Source organism: Selenomonas sp. oral taxon 136, from assembly GCF_001554015.1.
Taxonomy (GTDB): domain Bacteria; phylum Bacillota; class Negativicutes; order Selenomonadales; family Selenomonadaceae; genus Centipeda; species Centipeda felix.
In genome coordinates, this window is record NZ_CP014239.1 from 230,835 (window position 1) to 257,753 (window position 26,919).

26 protein-coding genes and 1 pseudogene are annotated in these 26,919 nt (G+C 56.8%); 9 read left to right on the top strand and 18 right to left on the bottom strand.

The window, feature by feature from the left end; genetic code table 11:
• Positions 1-184 precede the first annotated feature (184 nt).
• The 5 genes from AXE86_RS01020 to AXE86_RS01040 are packed head-to-tail and all read left to right on the top strand — an operon-like array spanning position 185 to position 4,629.
• Positions 185-1,414 carry an FAD-dependent oxidoreductase gene (locus tag AXE86_RS01020; RefSeq protein ID WP_061943725.1) on the top strand — a complete coding sequence of 410 codons (1,230 nt, stop codon included), beginning with the start codon at positions 185-187 and terminating at the stop codon, positions 1,412-1,414.
• 45 nt (positions 1,415-1,459) lie between these two features.
• Positions 1,460-1,765, top strand: coding sequence for a hypothetical protein (locus tag AXE86_RS01025; protein WP_061943728.1), 306 nt, complete (start codon positions 1,460-1,462; stop codon positions 1,763-1,765).
• Positions 1,762-3,261, top strand: coding sequence for an anthranilate synthase component I family protein (locus AXE86_RS01030; protein WP_061943731.1), 1,500 nt, complete (start codon positions 1,762-1,764; stop codon positions 3,259-3,261). Before AXE86_RS01025 ends, AXE86_RS01030 begins: the two co-directional genes overlap by 4 nt.
• The gene (locus AXE86_RS01035; protein ID WP_061943734.1) at positions 3,245-3,820 is read left to right on the top strand and encodes an anthranilate synthase component II; all 576 of its coding nucleotides are present in this window, start codon (positions 3,245-3,247) and stop codon (positions 3,818-3,820) included. The genes AXE86_RS01030 and AXE86_RS01035 overlap by 17 nt, the downstream gene beginning before the upstream one ends.
• Positions 3,817-4,629 carry an HAD-IIB family hydrolase gene (locus AXE86_RS01040; protein ID WP_061943736.1) on the top strand — a complete coding sequence of 271 codons (813 nt, stop codon included), beginning with the start codon at positions 3,817-3,819 and terminating at the stop codon, positions 4,627-4,629. The genes AXE86_RS01035 and AXE86_RS01040 overlap by 4 nt, the downstream gene beginning before the upstream one ends.
• A gap of 66 nt (positions 4,630-4,695) precedes the next feature.
• Here the strand turns inward: AXE86_RS01040 and AXE86_RS01045 are convergent, their stop codons facing one another.
• Together AXE86_RS01045 and AXE86_RS01050 are read right to left on the bottom strand one after the other, a co-directional pair.
• Positions 4,696-6,036 (bottom strand): MATE family efflux transporter, encoded by a 1,341-nt coding sequence (locus tag AXE86_RS01045; RefSeq protein WP_061943739.1) that lies wholly within the window; start codon positions 6,034-6,036, stop codon positions 4,696-4,698.
• Entirely contained in the window at positions 6,033-6,791 is a 759-nt protein-coding gene (locus AXE86_RS01050) for a YdcF family protein (RefSeq protein WP_061943742.1), read from the bottom strand. Before AXE86_RS01050 ends, AXE86_RS01045 begins: the two co-directional genes overlap by 4 nt.
• 113 nt (positions 6,792-6,904) lie before the next feature.
• On the opposite strand from AXE86_RS01050, the gene AXE86_RS01055 reads away from it, so the two are divergent.
• Positions 6,905-7,249, top strand: a complete 345-nt coding sequence (locus AXE86_RS01055; protein WP_061943745.1) for a cupin domain-containing protein — start codon at positions 6,905-6,907, stop codon at positions 7,247-7,249.
• Positions 7,250-7,318: 69 nt separating this feature from the next.
• Here the strand turns inward: AXE86_RS01055 and AXE86_RS01060 are convergent, their stop codons facing one another.
• The 8 genes from AXE86_RS01060 to ftsE all read right to left on the bottom strand — a co-directional run bounded on the left by AXE86_RS01060 (position 7,319) and on the right by ftsE (position 15,822).
• Positions 7,319-8,533: an ABC transporter permease gene (locus AXE86_RS01060; RefSeq protein ID WP_061943748.1), complete on the bottom strand. Its 1,215-nt coding sequence runs from the start codon at positions 8,531-8,533 to the stop codon at positions 7,319-7,321.
• On the bottom strand, positions 8,523-9,239 hold the full coding sequence (locus tag AXE86_RS01065) for an ABC transporter ATP-binding protein (RefSeq protein ID WP_040572634.1): 717 nt from the start codon (positions 9,237-9,239) through the stop codon (positions 8,523-8,525). Before AXE86_RS01065 ends, AXE86_RS01060 begins: the two co-directional genes overlap by 11 nt.
• Positions 9,240-9,251: 12 nt before the next feature.
• Complete coding sequence (locus tag AXE86_RS01070; RefSeq protein WP_061943751.1) at positions 9,252-10,364, bottom strand: efflux RND transporter periplasmic adaptor subunit; 1,113 nt, start codon at positions 10,362-10,364, stop codon at positions 9,252-9,254.
• Positions 10,361-11,749, bottom strand: coding sequence for a TolC family protein (locus AXE86_RS01075; RefSeq protein WP_157064390.1), 1,389 nt, complete (start codon positions 11,747-11,749; stop codon positions 10,361-10,363). Before AXE86_RS01075 ends, AXE86_RS01070 begins: the two co-directional genes overlap by 4 nt.
• A 206-nt stretch (positions 11,750-11,955) precedes the next feature.
• Positions 11,956-13,101: a S41 family peptidase gene (locus tag AXE86_RS01080; RefSeq protein ID WP_061943754.1), complete on the bottom strand. Its 1,146-nt coding sequence runs from the start codon at positions 13,099-13,101 to the stop codon at positions 11,956-11,958.
• Between the two features lie 38 nt (positions 13,102-13,139).
• Positions 13,140-14,255 (bottom strand): murein hydrolase activator EnvC family protein, encoded by a 1,116-nt coding sequence (locus AXE86_RS01085; protein WP_061943757.1) that lies wholly within the window; start codon positions 14,253-14,255, stop codon positions 13,140-13,142.
• Between the two features lie 3 nt (positions 14,256-14,258).
• The gene (gene ftsX, locus AXE86_RS01090) at positions 14,259-15,146 is read right to left on the bottom strand and encodes a permease-like cell division protein FtsX (RefSeq protein WP_009442650.1); all 888 of its coding nucleotides are present in this window, start codon (positions 15,144-15,146) and stop codon (positions 14,259-14,261) included.
• Positions 15,136-15,822, bottom strand: a complete 687-nt coding sequence (ftsE, locus tag AXE86_RS01095; protein WP_061943760.1) for a cell division ATP-binding protein FtsE — start codon at positions 15,820-15,822, stop codon at positions 15,136-15,138. The genes ftsX and ftsE overlap by 11 nt, the downstream gene beginning before the upstream one ends.
• Before the next feature lie 177 nt (positions 15,823-15,999).
• Here ftsE and AXE86_RS01100 point away from each other — a divergent pair, with 177 nt between their 5' ends.
• Both AXE86_RS01100 and AXE86_RS01105 read left to right on the top strand, forming a co-directional pair.
• Positions 16,000-16,368 carry a YbaN family protein gene (locus AXE86_RS01100; RefSeq protein WP_061943762.1) on the top strand — a complete coding sequence of 123 codons (369 nt, stop codon included), beginning with the start codon at positions 16,000-16,002 and terminating at the stop codon, positions 16,366-16,368.
• Between the two features lie 123 nt (positions 16,369-16,491).
• Positions 16,492-17,686 (top strand): annotated as a pseudogene (locus AXE86_RS01105) (ATP-grasp domain-containing protein).
• A gap of 118 nt (positions 17,687-17,804) precedes the next feature.
• Here the strand turns inward: AXE86_RS01105 and AXE86_RS01110 are convergent.
• The 3 genes from AXE86_RS01110 to AXE86_RS01120 form a co-directional block, all read right to left on the bottom strand.
• Entirely contained in the window at positions 17,805-18,638 is an 834-nt protein-coding gene (locus tag AXE86_RS01110) for a polysaccharide deacetylase family protein (protein ID WP_061943765.1), read from the bottom strand.
• A gap of 167 nt (positions 18,639-18,805) precedes the next feature.
• The gene (locus AXE86_RS01115; protein ID WP_061943768.1) at positions 18,806-19,321 is read right to left on the bottom strand and encodes a hypothetical protein; all 516 of its coding nucleotides are present in this window, start codon (positions 19,319-19,321) and stop codon (positions 18,806-18,808) included.
• Between the two features lie 135 nt (positions 19,322-19,456).
• Positions 19,457-20,893, bottom strand: coding sequence for a carbon starvation CstA family protein (locus AXE86_RS01120; protein WP_050343476.1), 1,437 nt, complete (start codon positions 20,891-20,893; stop codon positions 19,457-19,459).
• 238 nt (positions 20,894-21,131) lie between these two features.
• On the opposite strand from AXE86_RS01120, the gene AXE86_RS01125 reads away from it, so the two are divergent.
• Entirely contained in the window at positions 21,132-21,929 is a 798-nt protein-coding gene (locus AXE86_RS01125) for a sulfite exporter TauE/SafE family protein (RefSeq protein ID WP_009442659.1), read from the top strand.
• Positions 21,930-21,995: 66 nt separating this feature from the next.
• Here AXE86_RS01125 and AXE86_RS01130 read toward each other — a convergent pair whose 3' ends face one another.
• From AXE86_RS01130 to ccsA (AXE86_RS01150), 5 genes are read right to left on the bottom strand one after another with little or no spacing between them, the layout of a single operon-like run.
• Positions 21,996-23,300: an ammonia-forming cytochrome c nitrite reductase subunit c552 gene (locus tag AXE86_RS01130; protein ID WP_061943771.1), complete on the bottom strand. Its 1,305-nt coding sequence runs from the start codon at positions 23,298-23,300 to the stop codon at positions 21,996-21,998.
• The gene (locus AXE86_RS01135; RefSeq protein ID WP_009442660.1) at positions 23,293-23,775 is read right to left on the bottom strand and encodes a cytochrome c3 family protein; all 483 of its coding nucleotides are present in this window, start codon (positions 23,773-23,775) and stop codon (positions 23,293-23,295) included. Before AXE86_RS01135 ends, AXE86_RS01130 begins: the two co-directional genes overlap by 8 nt.
• Positions 23,776-23,791: 16 nt before the next feature.
• A complete protein-coding gene (gene ccsA / locus AXE86_RS01140; protein ID WP_061943774.1) occupies positions 23,792-25,933 on the bottom strand; it encodes a cytochrome c biogenesis protein CcsA in 2,142 nt (713 codons plus the stop codon).
• A complete protein-coding gene (locus tag AXE86_RS01145; protein WP_061943777.1) occupies positions 25,930-26,304 on the bottom strand; it encodes a cytochrome c maturation protein CcmE domain-containing protein in 375 nt (124 codons plus the stop codon). The genes ccsA (AXE86_RS01140) and AXE86_RS01145 overlap by 4 nt, the downstream gene beginning before the upstream one ends.
• The gene (gene ccsA / locus AXE86_RS01150; RefSeq protein WP_061943780.1) at positions 26,297-26,914 is read right to left on the bottom strand and encodes a cytochrome c biogenesis protein CcsA; all 618 of its coding nucleotides are present in this window, start codon (positions 26,912-26,914) and stop codon (positions 26,297-26,299) included. The genes AXE86_RS01145 and ccsA (AXE86_RS01150) overlap by 8 nt, the downstream gene beginning before the upstream one ends.
• Positions 26,915-26,919 lie beyond the last annotated feature (5 nt).

The window sequence follows — 26,919 nt, forward strand, 5'->3', positions numbered from 1 at the left end:
CGCTATAGAAATATTACCACGAGCTTTAATCCTTTGCAAACATTTTTCAGAGGCAAAGTGCTCCTATTACGGAAAAAATGGTTTCTTTTCGGCTTACTATGACAGAGTGAGCGAGTTGTGTTATAATGTGCTCGTGTATTTTCCCTTTTAAGAAGCGATACGACGAAACGAAAGGATTAGCTATATGGCTGTTCACGTCATTAACGAGTCGCGGCGCTGCCTTCAGTGCAAAAAGCCGCTGTGCCGCCTACAGGGCTGCCCCGTGCAGACGAATGTTCCTGAGATGATCCGCCTCTTCCTCGACGGGAAGATCAACGAGGCGGGTGCGATGCTCTACGACAACAACCCCATGAGTGTGTTCTGCTCCCTGGTCTGCGATCATGATGCCCAGTGTGAAGGGCACTGCATTCAGGGACGGCGCGGCGCGCCCATTCAGATCTCGAGCATCGAGCACTACATTTCGGATACCTATCTCGATAAGCTTGTCCTCGCACGCAAGTCCTACAACGGACACAATGTCGCTGTCATCGGGGCAGGACCTGCAGGCATTGTTGTCGCGGTCAAGCTGGCACAGGAGGGATACGGTGTCACCATCTTCGAGCGGATGCAGAAAATCGGCGGCATGCTGCGCTACGGCATTCCGGATTTTCGCCTGCCGCCCTCGACGATTGACCGCTATGCCGAGAAGCTCCTGACGCTCGGCATCCACATCCGCCCGAATACAACCATCGGCGGTGCAATCAGCGTGGATGACCTCTTCCGCGACGGCTATGAGGCAATCTTTATGGGCACAGGCGCATGGCGCGCCAAGAGTCTCGGCATTCATGGCGAGACGCTCGGCAACTGCCACTTTGCCGTCAACTATCTCCAAAACCCCGACGTATACCATCTTGGCGACCGCGTCGCTGTCATCGGCTCGGGCAACTCCGCGATGGATGTTGCGCGTACAGCAATCCGCAAGGGGAGCCGCTATGTCACGATCTACGCACGGCGCAACGGCATCTCCGCGAGTGAACGCGAGCTGGAATACGCACTCATGGACGGCTGTGAGATCCAGTATGCAAAGGGCATTCACTCCGTCACCCCCGAGGGTCCCATGATGTACGACCGCGTCTTTGATGAGAACCAGAAGCTTATCAGCGAGGGGGAGCCATATCTCATCCCTGCCGACAGCACAGTGATTGCGGCAAGTCAGGCAGCGAAGGATAAAATTGTACGTTCGACGACCGGCATCAAGCTCAACGAAAAAGGACTGGTCATTGTCGATGAGGACGGCATGACCGGCCGCGACGGTGTATTCTCGGCGGGCGACGTTGTGTTCGGCCCATGGAATGTCGTGCAGGTCGTCAAGGAGGCGAAACATACCGCCGACGCCATGATCCGGTACCTGAAAGCGCGCGAAGCCAACGTGTAACCGCCAAGAACGCCCGTATTTCCCCAAGAAGAAAGGAAGAGTGCCATGAGCATGAACGATCACGAGATCACTGACCTCGTCCGTCAGATGGCAAAGCCCCCCGCGCCCCCCACCTACACCGATGCTGATGTGGAGGAACTGGTGCGGATGCATGCAGGCGGACGCCACAAAATGCGCAGTGAGGCGGAGATCCTCGCACGCTATAATCTCGGCCGCAAGCAGTACAAGCAGCTAAAACACAGCCGCGAGAACAACCGCGAGCAGCAGCAGATGCTCTACGCAGAGCTGAAGGTGCTCGGCTGGATTCTCGGACGTAAGGAGCGCGAGGTCGTCACGGAGATCAATCAATGAAGCTGAGCCATACAAAAGAGGATTTTATCAGAGCGGCAAAAACAGCAAATCTCGTCACCGTCTCCACGGAGCTGACGATGGATCTCGACACGCCCGTCTCCATCTACTATAAGCTGGTCGGCGAAAAAAAAGGCTACATCATGGAGTCCGTCGATACGACACAGCAGCAGTTCGGGCGCTACTCCTTCATCGGCGGCGAGCCATTCGTGCGCGTGCAGGTCTTTGCTGACAAGCTGCTCATCAACGAAAACGGCCTGATGAAGAGCATCTCGGGTGCACCGCATGATACGATGAAGAAATACGCGGCGCACTTTACCCCTGCGGAGGACAAGGAACAGCTGCCGCTCGTCCACGGCGGACTGGCAGGCTACTTTTCATACGAAATGGCTGCGACATTTGACCGCGTACGCGGCGTTCATCTCGGCGGTGAGCATCTGCTCGGACAATTCATGATGTGCCGCTATCTCGTCGTCTACGATGCTCTGCGCAACAGTGCACGTCTGCATTACCTTGCCGACATCAAGGAGGGGGATGATGCGGGCGATCTGTATGACGTGATTGCCGACCGCCTCTCTGCCATGCGCAGCCGTCTTGCCGCCCCCTGTACCCTGCCCACAGCACCGCCGAGCAAACGGTCAGCGCCCATTGACTTTATGTCACGCTATGGGACGGCACCGACGGAGTTTCTGGAGACGGTCAAAGCGGTCAAGGAGCATATCTATGCCGGCGACATCTTTCAGGCAGTGCCCTCCTTCCGCTTCCGTGCCAAGATCACGCGCCCGCCGTTCCTCTTCTATCGACGGCTGCGGCAGGTCAACCCTTCCCCCTATATGTTCTACTACAACTTCGGCGCAGTTAAACTCGTCGGAGCATCCCCTGAGATGCTGATCAAGGTGGCGGGCAGCACTGTCTATACCTACCCCATCGCAGGAACGCGAAAACGCGGTGCAAGCGACGAGGAGGATGCGCGTCTCGCTGCTGATCTGCGTGCAGACGAAAAGGAATGTGCCGAGCACGCCATGCTCGTCGACCTCGCACGCAACGACCTCGGCCGCATCAGCGTCCCGGGCACGGTGCGCGTGCCAAAGCTGATGGCGGTCGAACGGTTCTCCCACGTCTCCCACATGGTGAGCAGTGTCGTCGGTGAAATCGCCCCGCATTACGCACCCATGGACGTCCTGCGTGCCACATTCCCTGCCGGCACGGTCAGTGGTGCGCCGAAGCTGCGCGCCATGGAGATCATCCACGAGCTCGAGCCGCAGGAACGCGGCTTTTACGCAGGAACGGTCGGCTACGTGGACTTCCGGGGCAATATGGATATGTGCATCACCCTGCGCACCATGTGCATTGAACACGACGATACGGCAATCATCCAGGCGGGGGCCGGCATTGTCAAGGATTCCGTGCCCGAAAAGGAATACCTCGAGATCCTGCAGAAGGCAAAGGCTCTCTTCGAGGTGGTAGAGGAGGTCGAGAACAATGCTGCTTTTGCTTGATAACTACGACTCCTTTACCTATAACATCTATCAGCTGTTCAGCGACATCGGCGCGCAGGTCGAGGTCGTCCGCAGCGACAAAATTTCCATCGATGAGATTCGCGCGAAAGACTACCGCGGCGTCATCATATCGCCTGGTCCGGGTATTCCGCAGGACGCGGGCATCTCCGAGGAGGTCATTCGTCAGCTCGGCGGCGAGATCCCGATTCTCGGCATCTGTCTCGGACATCAGGCCATCGGCGAGGTCTTCGGCGGACGCATCGTCCGTGCGGGAGAAATCGTCCACGGCAAGGCATCTCCCATCTGCCACTGCGGCACAGGGCTCTATCAAGGTATTCCTGAACATACGCAAGTCGCCCGCTACCACTCTCTCATTATCGAGCGTGAAAGCCTGCCCGATGTGCTGGAGGTGACGAGTCAGCTGGATAACGGCACCATCATGGGCGTACGCCACAAGACCTTCCCCATCGAGGGCATCCAGTTCCATCCCGAATCCATTCTTACGCCTGATGGGCGTGCGATGATGAAAAACTATCTAAAAGACATCGGTGCAGTATGAGCGAAAAACGATATGACGACATCCTCCTCATCAGCGACCTCGATGGGACACTGATCCCGCGCCATGAAGCAATCGCCCTCGAAAATCGCACGGCGCTCAACGCATTTACAGCAGCAGGGGGTGCCTTTGCCGCTGCGACAGGACGTACCCCCGAGGCAGCACGCCCCTATTTGGACGGCATTATGGTCAACGCCCCGAGCATCTTTTTCAATGGTGCAATGCTGAAAGATCTGACGAAAAATCATGTACTCGAGGTACGCACCTTGGACGGCGACCTCTGGCGCACGTTCGCCGCGCGCATCCTCTACCAGTTTCCGCGTGCCTGCGTCGAAGTCTACACGGAGGGACACTGCCACATCATCAGCCCCGAGGCCAATGATGACCCGCGCCTCACGAATGAGTTCTACAACGTCAACCATACGGAACTCCGTGCCGTGGAAGACGAGGCATGGCTCAAGTTCTTCATCTGCGACGCCCCCATCAATCTCAAATTTGTCGAGCGGCTCGCAAAGGAACTTGGCATCGACAAATGCTCCACATCGTTCTACTCGGAGGCGAACTACCTCGAATTTGTCCCGCCCGGTACGAGTAAAGGCGCGATGGCAGAGGTGCTGCGGACGATGCCGCAGTATGCGGGACGCCGCATCATTGCCTGCGGTGATTACGAAAACGACGTTGAACTTTTACGTATGGCAGACATCGGCATCGCCCCCGAGGACGCAGCCGACGTGGCAAAGGAGGCGGCAGACCGCATCGCACCGCCCTGCCGCACACCGCTTATCCCATGGATTCTGCGCGAGGTACTATAAAAATTAAGAGCAAACGAATGGGACAGATGCAGAAAGAACTCCTGCACCTGTCCCATTCTTTTACTCTTATGTGCTTCGCAGCGTCTTCTCCGTCCAGAAGTACGCGATCGCGACGGGAATACCAGCACCGATCCATGCGAGGGGATTGGCGAGACACGCGCCGAGAAAGCCGAGATGGGCGCAGAGGAAGATCGCCGCACCGGCACGCATGACAAGCTCCATCGCCCCCGCGATCGTCGGGACAACGCTCTGCCCGAGCCCCTGCAGGACGTTGCGGTAGACGAGCAGGACGGCGAGAATAATGTACGTCGAACCGTTGACAGTGAGGAAGGTCTGCCCATAGGCAATGACCTCCTCTGCCCCCTGTGCATCTGCGCCGACAAAGAGTGCGAGCAGATGCGTCCCAAAGACGATAAGCAGAATACCGATGGCGACGGCAAAGGCGGCAGACATCTTGAGACAGGCGTGCACACCCGCACGGATGCGCACATACTGCTGTGCGCCGTAGTTCTGTGCCGTATACGCCGCCATGGCATAGCCAAAGGAGAGCATGGGCATGACGGCGACGGCGTCGATCTTCTGTGTTGCCGCGTATGCCGCCACGGGCAGTGCGCCGAGGTTGTTGAGGGCAACTTGGAGGATGATGGCACCAAGGGCAATCACGGAGGACTGCAGCCCCATCGGAAGCCCCAGCCGCAGATGCGCAGCGAGGAGCGAGACATTGGGCTTCCAATCCTGCCACGCGGGGCAGAGTGCAGGGATGCGCCGCCGTATGTAGCGGAAAAAAACAAGCATGCCGATCGCCTGTGCAGCGACCGTCGCACCCGCCGCGCCTCGGATGCCCAAATCCAGCAACAGAATGGCAATCGGCTCAAAAACGACATTGATGGCAAGGGTAATGCCCAGAATGACTGTCGGTGTCGTACTGTCCCCAAGGGCACGGATAAGACAGTTCTGCAAATAGAGCAAAAGAAATACCATCAGCCCCGCAAAGATAATGGAGAGAAAGTCCACCGCCCCGTCTAGAATCTCAGGCGGGGTCTCCATAAGAATGAGCAGTGTCCGTGTCAGCGGCAGGACGAATGCGGTCAGGAGAAGCGCTGTCAATATGCCGAGCAGGATACACGTCGCCGCACTGCAGCGCACGCCCGCCGCATCGTCCGCGCCGAACCGCTGTCCCGTATAGATGGTGATCCCCGTGCAGAATCCCATAATGAAGCCGAGCGCGAGGAACATGAGACTGCCCGTACAGCCAACGGCGGCAAGTGCATTCACCCCAAGGAATCGCCCGACGATGAGCGTATCGACAAAGGAATAGAGCTGCTGCATCATATTTCCTGCAATCAGAGGCAGCGCAAAGAAAAAGATCAGCCGTGCGGGGTCACCCGCCGTCATATTCTTCGTCATTCGAGATACCTCGTCACAATGGTACGCAGTTTCTCTTGAAAGTACACAGTATTCGTATAGAGCACCCCTGCGTTTGGCGCAAACTTGATGAGATATAGCTGCGGACCACCGCTCACCCAGAAGTCCGTGGGGTACGGGGTCACCGTGATGCCCTGTTTTTCAAAGTTGAGCACGGCGCGCGGCAGGTGGAACGCCGAGGTCACGAGAATCGGGTGCACAAAGCCCTCACGCTGCAGGATCTCCGCTGTATAGCGTGCGTTCTGCCCCGTCGTGAGGCTGCGCGTCTCCACATAGATCATATCATCCGGCACATTGAGTGAGCGCAGGACGCGCCGCGCAATCTCTGCCTCAGAACCCGTATCACTGAACACCTGCCCGCCCGAGAGCAGGATCGGCAGATGTGTGCGCAGATGAAGGCGATACACCGCGAGAAGGCGCGAGGACGGGCTCTGCGCGAGCATCCCCATGCCGTCCACATCCTGCACATCTGCGATTGCTCCGCCGCCGAGCATGATGATGACATCGCCCTGCGGCGCCTCGGGCACGGGATACGTCCGCTCGAGCTCCCCCATCAGGCGATCCGATACAGCACCGATGGAAGCCAGATAGAGCACAAGTGAAAGGGCGGCAAGCAGCCCCGCTGCACGATGTTGATTTCGTTTTTTCCATAAATAGACGGCGATTCCAATCATCGCGAGAATAAAGATCCCCGGCGGCAAAATCCACGCCGCCCCAAATTTTAAAATGTAAATCATAAAAAGGAAAACACGCCTCCACCGCGAATATTTAGAATATAGCACGTTCTTCTGCGTGCTTTATCGTTCATTGTATCAAATTTTATGTGTAATGACAAAGGAGAGATTCACTTATGGCAATCATCGCATCCGAGCACATTGATGCCGAGAAGCGCTTTGGCGGCAACGGTACGATCCACATTCAGAAGCTCCTCACGCCGAAGGAACTGGACGGCAAGTGCGCCATGTTCGCGCGTGTGACGATCCCGCCCCATGCGTCGATGGGCGCACACAAGCACGAGGGCAATACGGAGACGTATCACATTCTCTCGGGGCGTGCCCGCTACAACGATAATGGCAAGGAGATCGAGATTGGTCCCGGCACGACGACGTTCTGCGGCGACGGCGAGATACATGCCATCGCCAACGCCTCCGAAACCGAGGATCTCGTCTTTATGGCGCTGATTATCAATAAATAATTTCCGTAGAAAAGCGACTGCTGTACGTAGTTCCCCTTCGTACAGCAGTCGCTTTTGTATTGTATGGATTCACTCATACCGCAGTGCATCGATCGGGTCAAGGCGGGCAGCTTTGCGGGCAGGATAGATGCCGAAGAAGAGACCGATCCCAACAGCAAAGGAAAAGGAGACGAGGATCGGCAGTATCTCAATGGAGGTCTTGAGTTCACCAAAGCTGCCAATGAGCTTCGAGAGAGAAATGCCGAGCGTAATGCCGATTACGCCGCCGACGATTCCGATGACCATGGACTCAATCATGAACTGCATGAGGACGTTTGACGAGGTAGCGCCAAGTGCCTTGCGGATGCCGATCTCGCGTGTGCGCTCCGTGACGGAGACCATCATGATGTTCATGATGCCGATGCCGCCGACGAGCAGCGAGATGCCCGCGATCGAGCCGAGGAGGAGCGTCAGCATATTCGTGTTTTCGGTAAAGCTCTCCATGAGGCTGGTCATGTTGCGGACGTTGAAGTCATCCTCCGCACCCGTGCGGATGTGATGCCGCTGACGCAGGAGTGTCTCAATGTCCGCCTGTACCTCATCCATTTTATCAGGCGAGGAAACCTGTATGTTGATGGAGTGCACATACGTAATGGCAAGCATGCGCTCCTGCGCCGTCGTCAGGGGGATGTAGATCACATCATCCTGATCCTGTCCGATGGACTGCCCCTTGCTCGCCGTAATGCCGATGACCTTGAACGGCTGATTGTTGATGCGGATATTCTTTCCGACAGGATTCTCCGTGCCAAAGAGATTGGACGCAACCGTCGGACCAATCACGGCGATACGACTGCGTTTCTGCATATCACTCGTCGTGATGAATGTCCCATTCTCCACCTTCAGCGAACGGATCTGCATCAGTTCCGGGGTGACTCCCTCCACCTGCGTATTCCAGTTGAGGTTGCCGTTCACGACCTGATAGGAGCTCGAGACGGTGGGCGATACATAGTCAATGCCTTTGATCTTGCTCCGAATCGCCTTCGCATCGTCGTATTTCAGAGACTTTCGCGTGCCCGCCTTGCCGCGCACACCGCCCTGATTGGACGAGCCCGGCATGACGATGAGCATATTCGACCCGAGACTCGCGAAGGAGTCCGAGACACTCGTGCGCACGCCCATGCCGATAGAGACCATCGCGATGACCGCGCCCACGCCGATGATGATGCCAAGCATCGTGAGGAGGGAGCGCAGCTTGTTGGCGAGCAGTGCATTCACCGCCATGCCGAAGCATTCCTTAAACAACATCCATCACGACCCCCTTCCCCTCATCACGCGTGATCTTCCCATCACGCACGAGAAGCTGCCGGCTCGCGCGCAGGGCGATCTCCGGTTCATGGGTGACGAGGATGATCGTATGTCCCTTTTCGTGCATTCGCTCAAAGATATCCATGATCTCCGTCGTGGACTTCGTATCGAGGTTGCCCGTCGGCTCATCCGCCATGATGATATGCGGATCGTTGACGAGAGCACGGGCTATGGCGACGCGCTGCCGCTGTCCGCCCGAGAGCTCGTTCGGCAGATGCTGTCCGCGATCGCCAAGCCCCACGGCGGCGAGCATCTCCTGTGCGCGCTCCGTCCGCTCGTGCCGTCCCCAGCCCGCATAGACGAGCGGCAGAGCGACATTGTCGAGTGCCGAGATGCGCGGCAGCAGGTTGAAGTTCTGAAAGACGAACCCAATCTTCTTGTTGCGTGTCATGGCAAGTGCATCGTCGTCGAGGCCCGCTACCTCATCGCCATCGAGCCGATACGATCCCTCCGAGGGACGGTCAAGGCAGCCGAGGATGTTCATGAGCGTGGATTTGCCCGAGCCGGAAGGTCCCATGAGCGCAGCGAACTCCCCGCGCCGGATATCGAGGTCGATGCCGTCCAGTGCGGCCAGCATCTCACCGCCGATGCGGTAGACCTTGCGGATGCCGCGCAGGCGAATGGTGCTCGTCTCTTTGCTTTGCATCATGACCTCCGATCACATCGGCGGCGGTCCGCCATGATCCTTCGTACTGCTCGTCGATTTCTTCGCCGTATAGCTGTTGACGATGCGCTCGCCCTCGCTCAGCCCCGACAGGATCTCGACATACTCGTCGCTGTAGATCCCCGTTTCGACATACCGCTGTTCCTGTGTCCCGTCATCGTTCAGCACGAATACATACGGCCCTGCCGCATCTGTCTTGAGCACAGAGAGCGGCACGACGAGAGCGTTATCCTTATCTGCCGTGTCGATGACGACGCGCGCCGTCATCGCCGGGAGGAGCAGATTGTCTGGATCATCCACATCCAGTGTGACATAGTAGTAGATGACGCTCGCACTCGACGTGGCGGAGGAAGAACTCGACGAGCTCGTATCCCAACTGTTTGTCACATCCGTCTGCGAGATCTTGGAGACGCGTGCCGAAAATGTCTTATCCGTAAAGGCATCCACACTGAATGTCGCGCTTTGGCCGATGCGAATGTTGCCGATGTCCGTCTCGTCCACCTTCGCCTTGATCTGCTTCTTTGAGAGGTCTGCAATGCGCATGATGACCGTCGGATTATCCGAGCCCTGCACCGCCATCGTCCCTGCATTCTTCGGTTCGCCGACAACCACGCCCGAGATCGGTGCGGTGATGATCGTCTCATTCGCGTCGGAGTTCGCCTCCTCGAGTGTGGACTGCGCCGTATCGTAGTTATACTCTGCATCCTCAAGATCGGATTTCGACTTTGCGCCGATGCTCTCGAGATAGCTCATACGGTTGTACTTCGCACGCGTATTCGTTACGCGGTACTGTGCCTGATCACGCTTTGCCTCGTAGTCTTTGCCGTCGAGGGTGGCGACGATCTGCCCCGCCGTCACGGTATCGTTCTCTTTGACGAGCACGGAACTGATGCGCGCCGTGATCTTCGAGCTGACCTCAACGGAGTCCACGGGGCGAATCGTTCCTGTCGCCTCGACGGTGGACTTGATGTTCATGCGCTCGGCAACGACGGTCGAGACCGCCTTCGCCGCTTCCTGTGCTGCACTCTGCGTGTAATACCAGTAACTGCCGCCGACAATCAACGCCATTGTCAAAGCACCGATGCCGATGATCGTTCGTTTCCTCATGGCTGTGCTCCCCTCGCTGCCGTATCCGTCCCCTCAGCGTAAGCCGCCTGTGCCGCCGTACGCTCCTCATCCGTCACAGCAGGCAGTCCCTCTGCCGCTTTGTGCTCCTCTGCTGTGAGCTCCTTCCCCATCAGGCTCTCCACCTGCGCACGATAACGCGCATAGTCATATCGTGCACTAAGCGCATTCTGCCGTGCTGTTGTGAGGGCCGTCTGTGCGTCAAGAATATCAAGGAGTATGCCCTCGCCCGCACGATAGCGTTCCGAGGCGATACGGTAATCCTCCTCTGCCTGACGCACGGCATCCCCCGTCGAGGTAAAGCGCTGCTCCGCCTCTCGCATATTGAGATACGCCTGCCGCAGATTCAGATCAATGCTCTCCTCTGTTTTCTTGACATTCAAGAGGGCAATGTCACGCTCCGCCTCCGCCGCGTCGATGGCACCGCGCGTCACGCCACTGTCGAAGATGTTCCAGTTCACACCGACCGAGGCAGACACATCAGAGGACGTATCGCTGTACGGACGAAACTGGCTCGTCAATCCCGTGCCGAGGGTCAGATTCACCGTCGGTTTCTTCCCCGCGCGCGCGATGTCAACCGCCAGCTCGCGCTGCTGCAGCGTCTCACGCTGTGCCACGAGGTCAAGCCGCGTGCGCTGTGCGTAGGAAATGCAGTCCGTCAGTGCCGTGCCAAATGGCTCGTAGGTGACCTCTGTCGTCAACTGCAGTGGCTCGGATCGGTCAATGTTGAGCAGATTGCGTAGGGTCGCGAGGTTCACCTCGTAGTTGCTCTCGGCACGGATGAGCTCCTGCCGTGCATTCGACAGCTCCACCGAGGAACGGATCACGTCGATTTTGGCCTGTGCTCCTGCCTCGTAGAGTGCGCTGACATTCCGCAGATGAGCATCGTACTTGTCCACGCTGTCGCGTTGGACGTCGATCTTCTTCGCTGCCTCTGCCGCGTTCCAGTAGGCGGCAATCACCTCGTATTTCAGCTCCTCACGCGCACGCTCCGTTGTCAGGCGCGCCGCATGTGCACCGATCTCCCCCGCACGAATCCGCGCCTCATTCGCTCCGCCGCTGTAAAGGGGCAGACTTGCCGAGAGGCTGATCCCGTTGCTCGCCTGCTCACTCGCGTCGCTCGCCTTCGACGTACGCAGACTATCGCTCGCTCCGACCGAGATGCTGTTCTTGCCGCGTGCCTGACGCAGTGTGGCATCGGCCGAGCGTTCCCCCTCGCGCGTGATGCGCAGTCCCGTATTCGCCGAAAGTGCCGTGTCGATCGCATCTTCGAGGCTGAGCCGCATCGCATCCGCAGACAGCGGGAATGTCAGTACTGTGCCCACGAGAAGCGCAGCAAGAGCACGCTGGCGCCTGTTCTTCATCATAACCACCTCAACGTATGGAATTCCTTTTCATCCCGATAAGAATGCGCCCATGCTACAGCAAGGGCGCTATATTCAGCTTAGCATACGGTTAGTTTTTTCTTAAGGAATCACAGATAAAATGAACTCTATCGAATTGACGCAGCTTTTTCGCCGAAGTGCGGGCAAAAATACGTCAAGATGATAACGATGAATTTATTTGTGCTTCATTAAAAACTCGGATGCTCCTCCAGATACTTCTTCGCCGCCTCGAACTGGACATCCGTCGTGTCCTGCGGCGAACGCTCGACGACAATATCCGGTGTAATGCCCGTGCCGTCGATGGAGCGCCCATTCGGCGTAATGTACTTGGCAATCGTCAGTTTCAGCCCATCATCGTGGAAGAGCGGCATCACTGCCTGCACTGACCCTTTCCCATAGGAAGTCGTGCCGATGATGGTCGCCGCGCCCGTATCCTGCAATGCCCCCGCCAGAATCTCCGATGCGCTCGCACTGTTCTCATCGATGAGCACAACAATCGGATACTTGCGTGCTTCGAGATGCGAGCGGTAAACCTCCGTATCTCCGTCACGGTTGATGACGGAGACAATCGGCCCTGCCGGTACAATCTGCTCGGCGACGGCAACACAGCTCGTAATCAATCCGCCCGGATTCTCACGCAGATCGATGATGAACGAGGTCATGCCCGCCTCACCGAGACGCGCCATCTCTGCGGCGAACTCATCGCCCGTGTGCTCTGCAAATGAAGCGATGCGGATGTAGCCGATCGTCGTCCCGTCGAGCATCACACCGCGCACGGAGTGTACCTGTATCACATCGCGCGTGATCGTCACATCCTGCTCTGCGCCGTCATGCAGGATGCGCAGTGTCACCTGCGTCCCAACCTCACCGCGGATACGGAGCGCGACCTCCTCGCTCGGCAGCTCGCTCGTCGGCACACCGTCCACAGCGAGGATCTCATCGCCCGCGCGCAGTCCCGCGGCCTCACCGGGCGTTCCGTCAAGCACGGAGATGATCTTTACCGTCCCATCCTTAAAGCCCATCGTCACGCCGATCCCGCCAAACGAGCCCTCCGTCTGCTGACGCAGCGTCCGGAACATCTCGGGCGGCATATAGACCGAATGCGGATCGCCGAGAGAGGCAACCATCCCGTCGATGGCACCATCCACGAGTGTACTGGTGTCGGGCGCGTCCACGTAACGCGACTGGATGAACTTCATCACGCCGAACAGACGGATAACATCATCGCCATAGATGCCCATCGAGCGCAGGAATACCCCCGCCGCAAGCACCGTCAACATACTGCCGCACAGAACCGAGATCATGGCGGTCAGAACAATCTTTTTTTTGCTCATATCCTCTTCAATTCATTGATGAGCGGCGTTACGCCTGCTTACAAATACGACAGCGGATTGACCGGCTCACCGTTTTCACGTACCTCAAAGTGGCAGTGCGGACCCGTCGAGTTGCCCGTAGACCCGCAGTAGGCGATCACGTCGCCCTGCGAAACGCTTTCACCCACACTGACATTCAGTGACTGACAGTGTCCATACAGCGTTGATATGCCGCCGCCGTGATTGATGATGACGGCGTTGCCATAGCCCGAGATCCAGCCAGCATACTCCACTGTTCCCGCCTGTGCCGCACAGATTGCATCGCCGTAGTCGCCGCCGATGTCGATGCCGCTGTGGAAGCGCTGTGCGCCCGTGATCGGATGAACCCGCCAGCCAAAATCCGACGTGATCGGTCCGCCCAGCGGCCAGATCATCGCGCCCGAGCCCTGCACGGGGAGGTTGCGCAGACCGCTGCGCTGCAGCATCCGCGTGATGCGCTCTGACGCCGCGCGTGCCTCGTCCTGCTTGCGCTCGATGGTCGCCTTATCGTACTTCATCTGCTCGATGATTGCACGCTGTTTCTCGACCTTATCCTCCATCGCGAGACGTGCCTCGCGCGCCTCCTTCTCGAGCGGCTCCTGTGCCGCCCGATCCTTCTCCAGCTCCTCCTTGAGCGCACGCATCGCATCGCGGTCGGCAAGCACGGCATGAACGAGATCATAATCCTGCTTGATGACACGCTTCAGAAGATCCATGCGCGTGAGGAAATCGGAGAAGTCCTTTGCCCCGAACAGCACATCGATATAGGAAATCTGCCCGTTGATGTAGATATCGCGGACACGCTTCCCGAGTGCCGCACTCTTGCGGTCATACTCGCGTTCTGTGACAGCGAGCTTCTCCTCGTTCTCCTCAAGGCGTTCAAGCGTCTTGTTCAGCTCCGCACGACGTTCTTTATGCGTCGCGATTGCCGCATTTGCTTCCTCATCCAGAACCCGCTTCTGCTCCGAGAGCGAGTTGATCTTTCCCGCCAGCTCATCGCTCTGGCGTCCCAGATCCTCTGCCTGTGCATCGTAGCTGTCGCGCTCCTCCTCGAGGCTCGCCGCCCACCCCTGCCCCGCCGTAAGGACGGAGACAGCAAGAGAGGCACAGAGGATACGTTTTGTCACTGCATTCATCGCTTACACCTTCAGGAAACGCTTCAGCGACACCCACGCACCTGCCGCGCCGATCGCCATGCCGAGCAGGACGATCACAATCCCCACATACGTCATAAACGGCGACTGCGGAATGAGCGGGAAGAACGCCAGTGTATCGTATACCTTGTTGACGACGCCTGCGTAGAAACTGCGCAGGACAAGAGCGGAAATCACACCGCCGATGAAGCCAAGCACAATGCCCTCCAATACGAACGGCCAGCGGATGAACTCATCCGTCGCACCGACATACTTCATGATGGCGATTTCGCGCCGCCGCGCAAAGACCGTCAGGCGGATCGTATTCGCGATGATAAAGATCGTCGCACCGCCGAGCAGGAGGATCAGGAGAACGCCGAAGAGACGCACCAAACGCGTGATATCAAAGAGATGCTCCACCACATCCTGCCCGTATTTCGCGGACTCGACGCCACCCATGCGCTCAATCTGCTTTGCCGCCGTCTCTACCATATCCGGCTGACGCACAGTCACTTCGTAGGCATTCGGCAGCGGGTTCTTGTCACCGAGCGCATCGAGCAGATACTTCTGCTCTCCCAGCCGCTCGGAGAGACGCTCCTTTGCCTCGTCACGTCCGACGTACTTCACGGACTCGATGCCCTGGAGCGCCTTGATCTTGGCACCGACATCCTGCTCTGCGTCCTCGCTCAGATCGTCCTTTAGATAGACGCTGATCTGCACCTGCGACTCGAGCATCGACGCCGCGCGGTTCATATTGAGGGCAAGGATGAGGAATACGCCTAGGATAAAAAGAGAGACAGCGACCGTACCGACCGCCGCAAACGTCATCCAGTTGTTGCGGCGCAGGGAGCGCAGAACCTCCTGCACATAGTACTCCGCCGTCCTAATTTTCATATCCGTACCCCCCGCGCTGCTCATCGCGCACGATCTTGCCGTCCTCAATGGCGACAACACGGCGCTGCATCGTATCGACAATGTTCTTATCGTGCGTTGCCATGACAATCGTCGTCCCTGCCGCATTGATGCGCTTGAAAATATCCATAATATCCCAACTCGTCTCCGGGTCAAGATTTCCTGTTGGCTCATCGGCAATGAGGATTGCAGGATCGTTGACGATAGCGCGGGCAATCGCCACGCGCTGCTGCTCACCGCCCGAGAGCTGTGAGGGGAAATCGCGGTACTTGTCACGCAGTCCGACGACGTCGAGCACAGCGTTAACGCGCCGCTGAATCATTTGGCGCGGTGCCTCGATAACACGCATAGCGAAGGCCACGTTCTCATAGACCGTCTTATCCGACAGGAGGCGGTAGTCCTGAAAGATGACCCCAAGACCGCGCCGCAGATACGGTACGTCAGTCATATCCATGTGCACTACATCATGTCCGTTGACGAAGAGCTCGCCCTCCGTCGGCAGCTCCTCACGAAGCAGCATCTTGATGAACGTGGATTTCCCCGCACCGCTCACCCCGACGACAAAGACAAACTCCCCCTTGACAATCTCAATGCTCACATGGTCCAGTGCCACAGCACCATTCTCATATACCTTCGAGACATTTTTCATTCGAATCATGCGGTTCGTCTCATTCCTCTCCAATGCCAGCGCATGCATCCCAGCATATACGCTAAAAAAACATTTTTCATTATAGCACAAATTGAAGAAACCACAAAATATTGCGTTGTCTTTTTCTCGCGCACATGATATCCTCTTGCTCATGAGAATTCATTTCATTGATAGGGATACTACACCATGATCCTGAAAAAAATCTTTTTCTCTATTCTCGGATTTCTCAGCTTTGGGCTCGGCATTCTCGGGGCATTTCTCCCCATTCTCCCGACCGTTCCCTTCATCCTGCTCGCTGCGTACTGCTTCGCGCGCAGCTCCCGCCGCCTCGAGAACTGGCTGGCTACGACGCGCATCTACCGCACAACACTGCTTCTCATGCGCCAAGGGCGGCGCGGCATGACGCCGATGGAAAAACTCCGCATCATGCTTCCAGTCACTACACTCATGGGGATCTCCTTTCTTCTCGCCGATCACCTGCACGCACGCATCGCCATCGGCGTTGTATGGACGGCGCACGTTCTCTTCTTCCTCTTTCGCGTGCCGAACAGATAGTATCCTTCATTTATCATGATAACTTTTATCTTTTTCTAATATATACTTGACAAAAAGTCGAAGATTCGATAGCCTATACTTATCATATGATAATTTTTTCAGTGATTGGACGAGGGCAATGATATGAATTTCATCTTTGTATCTCCGCAGTTCCCACACGTCTACTGGAACTTCTGTGACCGCTTGAAGAAAAAGGGGGTAAACGTTCTCGGCATCGGCGATACACCCTACGACCAGCTCACGCGCGAGATGCGCGAGGCACTGACCGAGTACTACTTTGTCCCCGCACTCGACGACTATGACCAGATGCTGCGCGCCGTCGGCTTCTTCACGTTCAAGTACGGACGCATTGACTGGCTCGAGTCCAACAATGAGCACTGGCTCATGAATGACGCCCGTCTGCGCACGGACTTCAACATCCGCACGGGCTGGCAGAGTGCAGACATGGAGCACATCAAGAGCAAGTCCGCCATGAAGGCATACTACCAAAAAGCGGGCATCCCGACGGCACGCCTCGTCCGTGCGACCACCCTTTCTGCCGCCGAGGAGTTTCTCGATACTGTCGGATACCCCGTCATCGTCAAGCCAGATATCGGTGCAGATGCGACGGGCGCTTACCGCATCGACACGCATGACGAGCTGCGGCATTTCTTCGCGTCAAAGCCCGACGTCCCCTATGTCATCGAGGAATTTGTCGCAGGCGATATCTGCTCCTACGACGCCATCGTCGATGCAGATGCGAACCCGATCTTTGAGTCCATGACCGTCTGGCCGCCGACCGTTATGGACATCGTTCTCTATCAACTCGACCTCTCCTACTATACGGTACCCACTGTCCCAGACACGGTAAAGCAGATGGGACGCGCTGCACTGAAGGCGTTCCGCGTACACAGCCGTTTCGTCCACTTTGAATTCTTCCGCCTGACCGAGGCAAAAGCAGGGCTCGGCGCCGTCGGCGACTACGTCGGGCTCGAGGTCAATATGCGCCCGGCGGGCGGCTACACGACGGATATGACGAATTTCGCACACTCCACCGATGTCTATGAAATCTGGGCAGACATGATTACGGCAAACCGCCGCCTCCTCCCCGACTGCGGCGTACACTGCTGCTGTGCCTACGCGGGACGGCGTGATTTCCACCGTTATGTACACACACGAGGAAATCCTCAGCCGCTACGCGGACAGCATCGTCATGTGCGAGCGTCTGCCCGAGGTCATGTGGCCACAGATGGGCAATCAGATGTATATGGCAAAACTCCGCGATCAGGAGGAAACGGATGCGTTCATCCGATTCGTGCAGGAACGCGTGAGAAAATGAACTGCTGCACGTCTCCCTATCGCTTCGCAGCGCCCCTTCCCCCTAAGCAGCAAAAGAATCACAAAAATAGCCTATGGTACGAAGTTTATTGTTTCGTGCAATAGACTTTATTTCTCATTCAATTTCGCACCCAGCCGTACTGCGTGAGATTCGAGGTATAGTGCAGGCGGTCGACAAAATCCTCGTTTGTCGCCCCCGTACGGAAGATCGGTACGCGCTCGAGGGCGAAGACGTTGCTGTTGCGGTCAACGTTGCTGTACTTGACCGTAAAGCCTGCCTTGTACCCTGCCTCCTTCGCGAGCTCTGCGATATGCAGATCGTGGACGCCCGTCGGATAGGCAATGAACTCGACGGGATGTCCCAATTCGCTCTCCGCCTGCCGCTTGGACTCCACAAGCTCCTCACGAATACGATCATCTGACAGCTCCGGCAAAGCCGCGTGCGTCACCGTATGCGACTCAATCGTGACACCGCTCTTTTCCATCTCACGCACCTGATCCCATGTGAGATAGCCCTTGCGCTTGCTCAGGAAACCCGTGACGACAAAGACCGTCGCCTTGAGGTGATACTTTTTCAGAATGGGAAACGCATTGGTATAGTTATCAACGTAGCCATCGTCAAACGTGATGAGCACAGGACGCTCGGGCAGAGACTCCGTGCCTGCCAGATAGTCGTAGAGCTCATCGGGGCTGATCGTGTGATAGCCATGATCGACGAGATACTTCATCTGCCAGTCAAAATCCGATGGCTCAACCGCAAGAGAGAGGAACCGCGAGTTGATCATGTGGTAGTTGAGCACGGTCACCTTCACATCGTCCTCGGGGGGCGGCGGAGGTGAGGGCGCAGGCGTTTCCTTCGGATGTCCAATAATGAGCAGGACGCCGAGAAGAATGGCAAGGACAGCAAGCAGCGACCAGAACTGCCGTCCGCCGATCATCTGTTTTATGTTCACGCCATCCCCCCGTCAGAAAATTATTCTCTTGACATTTTACTTGGATTTTGACGGGAAATCAACACGGGCACAAAAAAAAACTGCCAGACCGGCAGTCTTCATAGTGTCGCTCAGAATCACAATACCGCCGAAATGCGGGAAACGTATCGAGTCAGCATGACTGAGATTTATTTTTTCGCCCAGACCACTGCCATGAGATCCTCATACACGGTCTCGAGCTGCTGCACGAGAATCGGCAGGAGCGTCTGAATCATGCGGCTGTCGAAGGTCTCATCGACAAACGGGATACAGACATCGAGATAGATATTGCCATCTTCGCGGAGATAATATTTGAATATCTTGTACTCCGCGTTGAGCATATTGAGGTGGCTCTTGATGCTGTCGATGTTCTTCTCGTTGATGCCCGTCGCAACCTGCGTGCGGATGATCGTAAAGATGCTGTCGTCGATGAAGATCGCCATCGGCAGAATCTGCCCCTTCGCCTCGATGCGCGAGCGGAAGATCGTCGTGTGGAACTCATCGGAAAGTGCCTGCGACTCAAAGAAATTGATGTCATTCTCCTTGAGGAATGCTTGGAACTTTTCCGCCTTTGTCGCACCCTCTGCGGCAGCAGCTTCCTTCTTCTCAATCAGCTTCTCTGCCTGCTTTTCGAGCTTCGGCTCTTTCTCCGTGCTCTTTTCCATGTAAATATGCCTCCCTTATCCGTTATGAGTAAATACTCCTATGACTATTTTACCATAGTTTTTCATCTATTTGCAAGAAAAAACCGCTGCCACGCGGTTTTTCTTCAAAAGCCGTATGCAGCGGTATCGTTCATGTCAGGCCGTTCTTTTGCGCAGAATGAACGCACGCACGAAGAGTGCCGTAAAGAGTATAGCGAAGCCGATGCCCGCCGGATAGGTAATGTTCGTCGGCAGACCAAACCCCTCCGGTGCCTGCAGGAGGTATGTTGTCGTCACCGCCGACATAAAGATCGCAGGCACGAGTGCAATCACGTATGCATATGAGCCCGGTTTATTGAGGTAGAGGTATGCCGTGCCCGTCCAAAGCATAATCATCGCGAGTGTCTGGTTTGCCCACGAGAAGTAACGCCAGATGATGGAGAAGTCCATCTGCGAAAGAATCAAGCCGATGGCGAGCATCGGCACAGCGATCACGAGACGCTTCGACGCTTTCTTCTGTGGAATATCCATCCAGTCGGCAAGCGTCAGACGTGCCGAGCGGAAGGCCGTATCGCCCGAGGTGATCGGGCAGGCGATAACGCCCAGCATGGCAAGAATGGCCCCGATGCTGACCCCGCCGACACCGATTGCCCCCATGAAGCCGTTGCAGACCTCGTAGACAACGCCGCCGGGGCCGGCCTCCTTGAGTGCCGCGCCAAGTCCCGGTGTACCATCGTAGAACGTCGCGCCTGCCGCCGCCCAGCAGAGCGCGATGATGCCCTCAGCGACCATTGCACCGTAAAACACGGGGCGTCCCATTCGCTCGTCCTTCAGACACCGTGACATAATCGGCGACTGCGTCGCGTGGAATCCCGAAACCGCACCGCAGGCAACGGTGATGAAGAGCAGCGGCCAAATCGGGAGGTGCTGCGGATGCAGGTTCTCCAGCGTCATCTCGGGCATCGTATGTCCGCCGACTCCGAAGAGCATTCCGCCCATGATGCCGAGTGCCATGACGATAAGGCAAATGCCAAAAAGTGGGTAGAACCGAGCGATGATCTTGTCAATCGGGAGCAGGGTTGCCAGCGTATAATAGATGAAGACGACCGCGAGCCAGAAGAGCACCGCCTGCCCCGTCAGCTTGGAAAGCAGCATCGCGGGTCCCGTCATGAATACAACACCGACGAGAACAAGGAGAACAATCGAAAAGATACGCATGATCTGAAGCATGATATGCCCCAGATTCTTACCGACAATCTCCGAAAGGCTCTTGCCGTCCTCACGGAACGAAATCATGCCCGAAAGATAGTCATGCACACCGCCCGCAAAGATCGTACCGAAGACGATCCAGAGGTAGACGCTGGGCCCCCAGAGCGCTCCTGCAAGCGCACCGAAAATTGGACCAAGTCCTGCAATATTGAGGAGCTGGATGAGGAACACCTTCCACGTCGGCAGCGGGATATAGTCCACACCGTCCTCCAAACGAATCGCAGGCGCTACCTCCCCCGTACGCCCGAATGCCCGATCGACGATTGCTCCATAGACGAGGTATCCAACGATAAGCGTTGCGAGCGCGCCAAGAAATGTAACCATTGCTTGTCACTTCTTCCTAAAATAAATACATGATATGCCGGTGTGCACCGGCCCCCCCCCCCCATGTCTGCCCTCCTTCCGTACAATGATAAAGAAGCCCCTTAAAATCAGTCCCAAAGAATTATCGGCTTCTTGGCAATTATCATATCATAACTCTCTTCTCTTGTCTAATCCTTTCGATGTGCTATAATCAAGAATACACTGTGTATGTGTTTCTACTTATAGGGGAGGGGTTTCTATGGGACTTGATATTCTTCTATTCCTTCTGCTGGGGCTCTTCGTGGGCACGTTCGGCACGCTGGTCGGCATCGGCGGCGGACTGATCTGCGTGCCGATCTTCATCTTCTTTCTGTCGGACGGTGGAATCTATCCATACTTTCACACGGCGGCTCAGATCACGGGCACATCGCTCGTCATCGTCTGCGCCAATGCGCTCTCGGGGACATTTGCCTACATCCGTCAAAAACGCGTCTACTTCGCCGCAGCAGTCCCCTTTGCTCTTGCGACACTGCCCGGCGCGTTCCTCGGCTCATACATCGTCGATGACTTCACGGGGCCGATGCTCTACATCTCCTATGGTTCGTTCCTCCTGCTCATGGCTCTTATGATGTACTGGAATGCCATGAATAAGAAGCACGCGGATGTGCACACCCTGCCTGCAGACTTCACCTTCAACCGTTCCCTCGGCGTTGGGGCAAGTGCAGGTGTCGGCTTTATCTCGAGCATCTTCGGTATCGGCGGCGGCGTGATTCACGTCCCCCTCATGGTCTACCTGCTCGGCTTCCCCGTCCACGTCGCAACGGCGACCTCGCATTTCGTCCTCGCCTGCTCCGCGACCTTCGGCGTCATCAGCCATGTCTGGCTCGGTCATGTCATCTGGACGCCCGCCATCTGCATCTCCATCGGTGCCGCCATCGGCGCACAGATCGGAGCCGCCCTCTCGAAAAAGACAAAATCCAAGGTCATCCTCGTTCTGCTTGCTCTCGCCATGTTCGGGCTCGGACTCCGTCTGATCTGGATGAGCGGTATGCTCTGATCTGTCCATCAAAAAAGAATCGCCTCGGCATGAGGCGATTCTTTTTTTCCGCTCTGTCTATTTCGATCAGATCGGCTTGATCCCATACTGTGCAGCCTGTGCGGACTCGACTGCCTGATGTGCTAGGTCAATCGAGAGCCCGAGGGTGCGCATGATCTTGTCGGGGTTGTGGAAGCCCATGCCGTTCTCGGCAGCGACCCAATCCCAATACCACTGTGCTTCGCGGAGCTTCGCACGGGCATCTTCGAGCGATGCGTCGGGCACGCCCGCATCCATCGCAGCCTTGATCGTAAGATGTGCCTTTGCGACCGACTGTCCCGCGATGCGCTGAACCTTAAAGGTATTGTCATGGATGGTCTTGACGCGGGCGACGAGGGTCTCCTCGCTCTCATCATGACACTTCAGACATGCTTCCTTCGTGTACTTCAGCGGACTCGACATCCAGTGCGATGTGTACTTCTTGCCTCCGTCACGCATATAGGGCATGTGGCAGTCCACGCAGGTAACACCGGCGTCGGCATGAACGCTCGTCGCCCACGTCTCGAATTCCGGATGCTGCGCCTTGAGCATCATCGTCTTGGAGTCGGGATGCATCCAGTCACCCTTGAATCCGCCTGCCTGTCCGGTCTGATAGAACTTGTACTCGGACTCGGCATCAAGGCCGTTGTCGTACGGGTGGTTCACACGTCCGTCCTCAGCGGTGAAGTAGTACTCCGTATGGCACTGCGCACAGACATAGGCGCGCATATCATTATGTGATGCGGCATTGACGTCAACACCACGGCGTGCCATTGCCTCGACGAAGCCCTGCTGATAGACGCGCAGCTGCATCGTATCGGGATCGTGGCAGGTGGAGCAGCCAAACCACTCATCGTCGGTGATGGGAGCCGCAACTTCATCAAACGGCTTCGATGCATACGCCCATCCACCTTCTTTGAAGTACACATCATAAACATACGAACCCTTGCACTGTAGACAACTCCCCTTCTGTCCCGGAAGCCTCTTCGTATGCAGGAGATCGTAGCCCGCATACGTATGCCCGCGGTCATCGTCATACTGAAGGGCAAATTTGTAGCCCTTGAAGTTCTCGAGCATCTCGGGCTGGTGCTCCAGATGACTGTTGCCCTCCATGCTGCCGCCGTAGCCCGTGGGCGACGGGGTTTCCTCATTGTTTTTCATGAAGGAATTGTACTGGAGCGGATAGGCATCCTTATACGCCTCTTTGCCGATCTTGGCTTCCGTTCCGCCTTGGATGGCGACCAGCTTTACGCTGTCGTCATTCGGCTGCGCACCGATACGAACGGCAACGAATCCAAAGAACAGGGCACAGACGCCGGCAACACCCGCAATGATTTTCTTTCTGTTACTCAACTCTTATCCCCCCTTCTAAAGGATTGGAACCATGTGGAATCCGGCTGTGACACTTCGTGCAGGTCGCACTTCCGTCCTTGCCCTTATCCACGCATACATTGCCCATTGTCGAGCTGTGACAGCGCAGGCAGTTGCTGTTGACGATATCCCGCCCATGATCCGAGATCTTGATGTGCACGGGGTAGTCGTTCAGCACCTGATGCAGCGTATCGTGCATACCGGTCTGCCCTTTTTCCATATAGTAAATGGCAACATTCTCGTGCGGCAGATGGCACTCCACACAGGCAACGTCCGCATGGGTCGACATGGCATGTGTCGCCGCTTCGTGCTTCATGGCGTGACAGGTTCCGCAGAATTTCGGTGATGCCGACGCCTTGTCCATGACCATACCGCCCGCAACGACGATGATGCCCAGAACAAATGCGCCGATGACGCAGCGGAGTGTGTTCTGCTGCACGAACTCCTTCAAATTCATGTGTCCTTCCTCCCTTCTATGATTTCTTACCGAGCGGATCTTCCGCGTCACCCCCTTTGGCAGGACTTACCGTCTGCCGTGCCGCGACGAGACCGCCGATTGTCACGAGCACACAGGCGAGCCACAGGAGCGATATACCAGGCTTCGTACTGATGGAAGCCGTCACCGGCATCGCCATCTCCTCCGCCAAGGAGGGCAGAATCTCCAACCGTATATCACGCTCATCCGCAGATACACCCGTAAGGCGTATGCGGAATTTGCCATTCATCACATCGACCGGGCGGGATGTCCCTCCCGTATCGGTGGCAAGTATCGTTGGTTCGGCCGTATCCACTGCCTCTCCGTCCGTCAGCTCGATCTGCGCTGTGACGAGAGTCTTTCCGCCGCCCTGCGGTTCAAAGGATACGCCCTCATAGCGGTAGGCATAGTCGTTGATGCCCATAACCGTCCTGCCGCGCCGCAGGATCATCTCATCGTGCTCTGCCGTTGTCGGCGTTGGAGCGATGTAGAGATCCCCCGCAAGACTTCTGGCAATCGCAGGCTCACGTGCCGCATCCTCACCGCTCCCGCGCAGTTTCGTGACTGCTTCGGTGGGCGTTCCGTCCACCTCGTAGCGATAGGACTTTTCCTTGCCGCTGTCGGCAAAGTTCTGTCCGCGATAGACCACTGTGTGTCCATAGACCTCCTGCGGAACATCCGGCGTCAGATCGACGGAGGTCGTCTGACTGCCGCTGCCCGAGAGGATAAAGGCGAGAAGTGCCATGCCTGTACCAACGTGAGCAAGCAGTCCCCCGACACCGATCTGATGCCGACGATAGGTCTCAGCAGCCGCAGCTGCAGCAAAGAGCGCAAAGGATGCGAGAAGGACGGAGGGGATGTCCGTGACGCCGACTGCCCCCGCTGCGACACCGCCGAGCACGGTGAGTGCGAAGATCCAGTAGGGACGCTTCCCCATCTTTCCGCTCCACGACATGAGTGTGCCGAGCCCCATCAATAGGGCAAGCACAATGGCAATCGGCAGGGTCGTCCTCACGTAGTAGCTCGTATCCACCGCCGCACTCTCGCCCATGAGCCCCGAGATCAGCGGCATCGACATACCGAAGAACACGAGAACCGTGATGAATACGAGGAGCAGCATGCCGAGCAGGATGAGGAAGCTGCGGCTGCGATGTTCGCTGTAGATTGCTCCCTGCGGAAGACGATCCATCTGACGCACAAGGACGATGAGTCCAAAGAGCAGGATGATGCCATTCGCAAGGGCGATGTAAAAGCCGATGTCCGACCCTGCAAAGGAGTGTACGGAGAAGTCTCCGAGAATACCGCTGCGGGTCAGGAACGTCCCATAGAGGACGAACGCGTAGGAGAATACCGCAGCGAGATGGACGAGATAGAACGCGCCGCGCCGCGTACGTGCGACGGCAATCAGATGGAGCAGGATACAGGAGAGCAGCCACGGTACGAGCGAGGAGTTCTCCACGGGATCCCAGCCCCAGTAGCCGCCCCAGCCGAGCACCTTGTATGCCCAGTAGCCGCCGATAAAGATGCCTGCGCCGAGAAACGACCACGCGATGAGCGTCCAGCGGCGCATCGGTGCGAGAAAGCCCCCGTCGGCAGGGCTGCGCATCATGCTCTCAAGCGAGTAAACAAAGGGAACAGCGAGGAGTGCATAGCCGATGAAGATGATCGGCGGATGCACGGCCATCCACGGATCCTGCAGCAGCGGGTTCATCCCGTACCCGTCGGGCATAATATGCTCGGCGGGAGCAAAGGGACTCTTGATGAATACGAGAATGACGAGCATCGCCGTCAGGAGATGATAGATGATCCGCCCCGTCGCCGTCAGACGGTTGGTGCAGACCATATACGTACCAACAAGTGTGTGAATGAGGAGCCAGAGGAGGAACGAGCCCTGCTGCCCTGCCCAGAATGCCGAGATCTTGTAGACCAGCGGCAGATCGATGGAGGAGTAGCTCGCCACATACGAGTAGCTGAAATCATTGGACAGGATGATGGCGAAGAGAACGGCGGATGCACCAACGGCAGCAAGCCCTGCGAGGATGGCAGAGATGCGGCTGCCGCGATCACTGTCCTTGGCATCAAAGAACACTGCACTGAGTGCAAAGAGAAGAACAAAACCTAAGAGTACCGTACCGATCATGCGCGAGCCTTTCCTTTTTCTTCCTCATATTTGGACGGGCATTTGATGAGCAGCTTATCCGCTGCAAAGGCATCGCCCGTATATTTCCCAATGGCGACAACGTGATATGCGTCGTCGAACGTATCCGGCTTTGCTCCCTTGTACCGTACGAGCATCGTCTCTCCTGTATCCTCATCGGCGATGGAAAAGACAAAATGTCCATCTTCCATGTGCGGGGCAACCGTGCCGTCGGGGACGCCCTTGACCTGCACATTTCGCTGTGCGGCGCGCGCGTCTGCTACACTGACGTACGGTGTGACCGAGTCGGTAAAGAAGTAGCCGGCATAGCCGATAAATCCCAGAATCAGAATGAGGAAAAAATATTTACGCATTGGGTTCCCCCCGTTTCATCAGCCAAATGTAGATCAGTGTCATATCAATCAATGCAAGCACGAGTGTCCCGAGCATCACTGCATCCATATCGATGCGTCCTGTCTCATTGAGGACGGGGGATGGATGGAGAGAGAAGAACATCCGCGGCAGGATAAAGACCAGAAAAGGAACAGCGATAAAGGAGAAGAGCGCATACACGGCAGAGGAGGAGGCACGGGCGCGTTCGTCCCGCATCGTCATGCGCAGTGTCACGTATGCGGCATAGATCAGCAGGAGGACGAAGATCGTCGTCTGCCGGGGATCCCAGTTCCAGTAGGCGCCCCATGTCAGCTTGGAGAAGACAGCCCCGCTCACCGTCGCCATGAGGGTGAAGATCAGACCGAGGATGGCAGAGCGGGCGCTCTTTGCGTCATAGTGCAGCTCCCTCGTCTTCAGATAACGTGCGCCCCAGTAGGCAGCACCGAAGAATGCGACGACGGCGACCCATGCCGTTGGAATGTGAAAGAATGCGATGCGCACATAGTCCCCCAGCCCTTCCGCGGGCGGAACGATGAAGAACACGGCACCGAGCGATGCGAGTGTCAGCACGGCAATCACTCCGACAAGCATTAAGA

Bases quoted from the DNA above. Each gene is read 5' to 3' on its own strand.
- AXE86_RS01020 (WP_061943725.1), top strand. From the start codon at position 185: ATGGCTGTTCACGTCATTAACGAGTCGCGGCGCTGCCTTCAGTGCAAA.
- AXE86_RS01025 (WP_061943728.1), top strand. From the start codon at position 1,460: ATGAGCATGAACGATCACGAGATCACTGACCTCGTCCGTCAGATGGCA.
- AXE86_RS01030 (WP_061943731.1), top strand. From the start codon at position 1,762: ATGAAGCTGAGCCATACAAAAGAGGATTTTATCAGAGCGGCAAAAACA.
- AXE86_RS01035 (WP_061943734.1), top strand. From the start codon at position 3,245: ATGCTGCTTTTGCTTGATAACTACGACTCCTTTACCTATAACATCTAT.
- AXE86_RS01040 (WP_061943736.1), top strand. From the start codon at position 3,817: ATGAGCGAAAAACGATATGACGACATCCTCCTCATCAGCGACCTCGAT.
- AXE86_RS01045 (WP_061943739.1), bottom strand. From the start codon at position 6,036: ATGACGAAGAATATGACGGCGGGTGACCCCGCACGGCTGATCTTTTTC.
- AXE86_RS01050 (WP_061943742.1), bottom strand. From the start codon at position 6,791: ATGATTTACATTTTAAAATTTGGGGCGGCGTGGATTTTGCCGCCGGGG.
- AXE86_RS01055 (WP_061943745.1), top strand. From the start codon at position 6,905: ATGGCAATCATCGCATCCGAGCACATTGATGCCGAGAAGCGCTTTGGC.
- AXE86_RS01060 (WP_061943748.1), bottom strand. From the start codon at position 8,533: ATGTTGTTTAAGGAATGCTTCGGCATGGCGGTGAATGCACTGCTCGCC.
- AXE86_RS01065 (WP_040572634.1), bottom strand. From the start codon at position 9,239: ATGCAAAGCAAAGAGACGAGCACCATTCGCCTGCGCGGCATCCGCAAG.
- AXE86_RS01070 (WP_061943751.1), bottom strand. From the start codon at position 10,364: ATGAGGAAACGAACGATCATCGGCATCGGTGCTTTGACAATGGCGTTG.
- AXE86_RS01075 (WP_157064390.1), bottom strand. From the start codon at position 11,749: ATGATGAAGAACAGGCGCCAGCGTGCTCTTGCTGCGCTTCTCGTGGGC.
- AXE86_RS01080 (WP_061943754.1), bottom strand. From the start codon at position 13,101: ATGAGCAAAAAAAAGATTGTTCTGACCGCCATGATCTCGGTTCTGTGC.
- AXE86_RS01085 (WP_061943757.1), bottom strand. From the start codon at position 14,255: ATGAATGCAGTGACAAAACGTATCCTCTGTGCCTCTCTTGCTGTCTCC.
- ftsX (WP_009442650.1), bottom strand. From the start codon at position 15,146: ATGAAAATTAGGACGGCGGAGTACTATGTGCAGGAGGTTCTGCGCTCC.
- ftsE (WP_061943760.1), bottom strand. From the start codon at position 15,822: ATGATTCGAATGAAAAATGTCTCGAAGGTATATGAGAATGGTGCTGTG.
- AXE86_RS01100 (WP_061943762.1), top strand. From the start codon at position 16,000: ATGATCCTGAAAAAAATCTTTTTCTCTATTCTCGGATTTCTCAGCTTT.
- AXE86_RS01115 (WP_061943768.1), bottom strand. From the start codon at position 19,321: ATGGAAAAGAGCACGGAGAAAGAGCCGAAGCTCGAAAAGCAGGCAGAG.
- AXE86_RS01120 (WP_050343476.1), bottom strand. From the start codon at position 20,893: ATGGTTACATTTCTTGGCGCGCTCGCAACGCTTATCGTTGGATACCTC.
- AXE86_RS01125 (WP_009442659.1), top strand. From the start codon at position 21,132: ATGGGACTTGATATTCTTCTATTCCTTCTGCTGGGGCTCTTCGTGGGC.
- AXE86_RS01135 (WP_009442660.1), bottom strand. From the start codon at position 23,775: ATGAATTTGAAGGAGTTCGTGCAGCAGAACACACTCCGCTGCGTCATC.
- ccsA (WP_061943774.1), bottom strand. From the start codon at position 25,933: ATGATCGGTACGGTACTCTTAGGTTTTGTTCTTCTCTTTGCACTCAGT.
- AXE86_RS01145 (WP_061943777.1), bottom strand. From the start codon at position 26,304: ATGCGTAAATATTTTTTCCTCATTCTGATTCTGGGATTTATCGGCTAT.
- ccsA (WP_061943780.1), bottom strand. From the start codon at position 26,914: ATGCTTGTCGGAGTGATTGCCGTGCTGACACTCGCATCGCTCGGTGCC.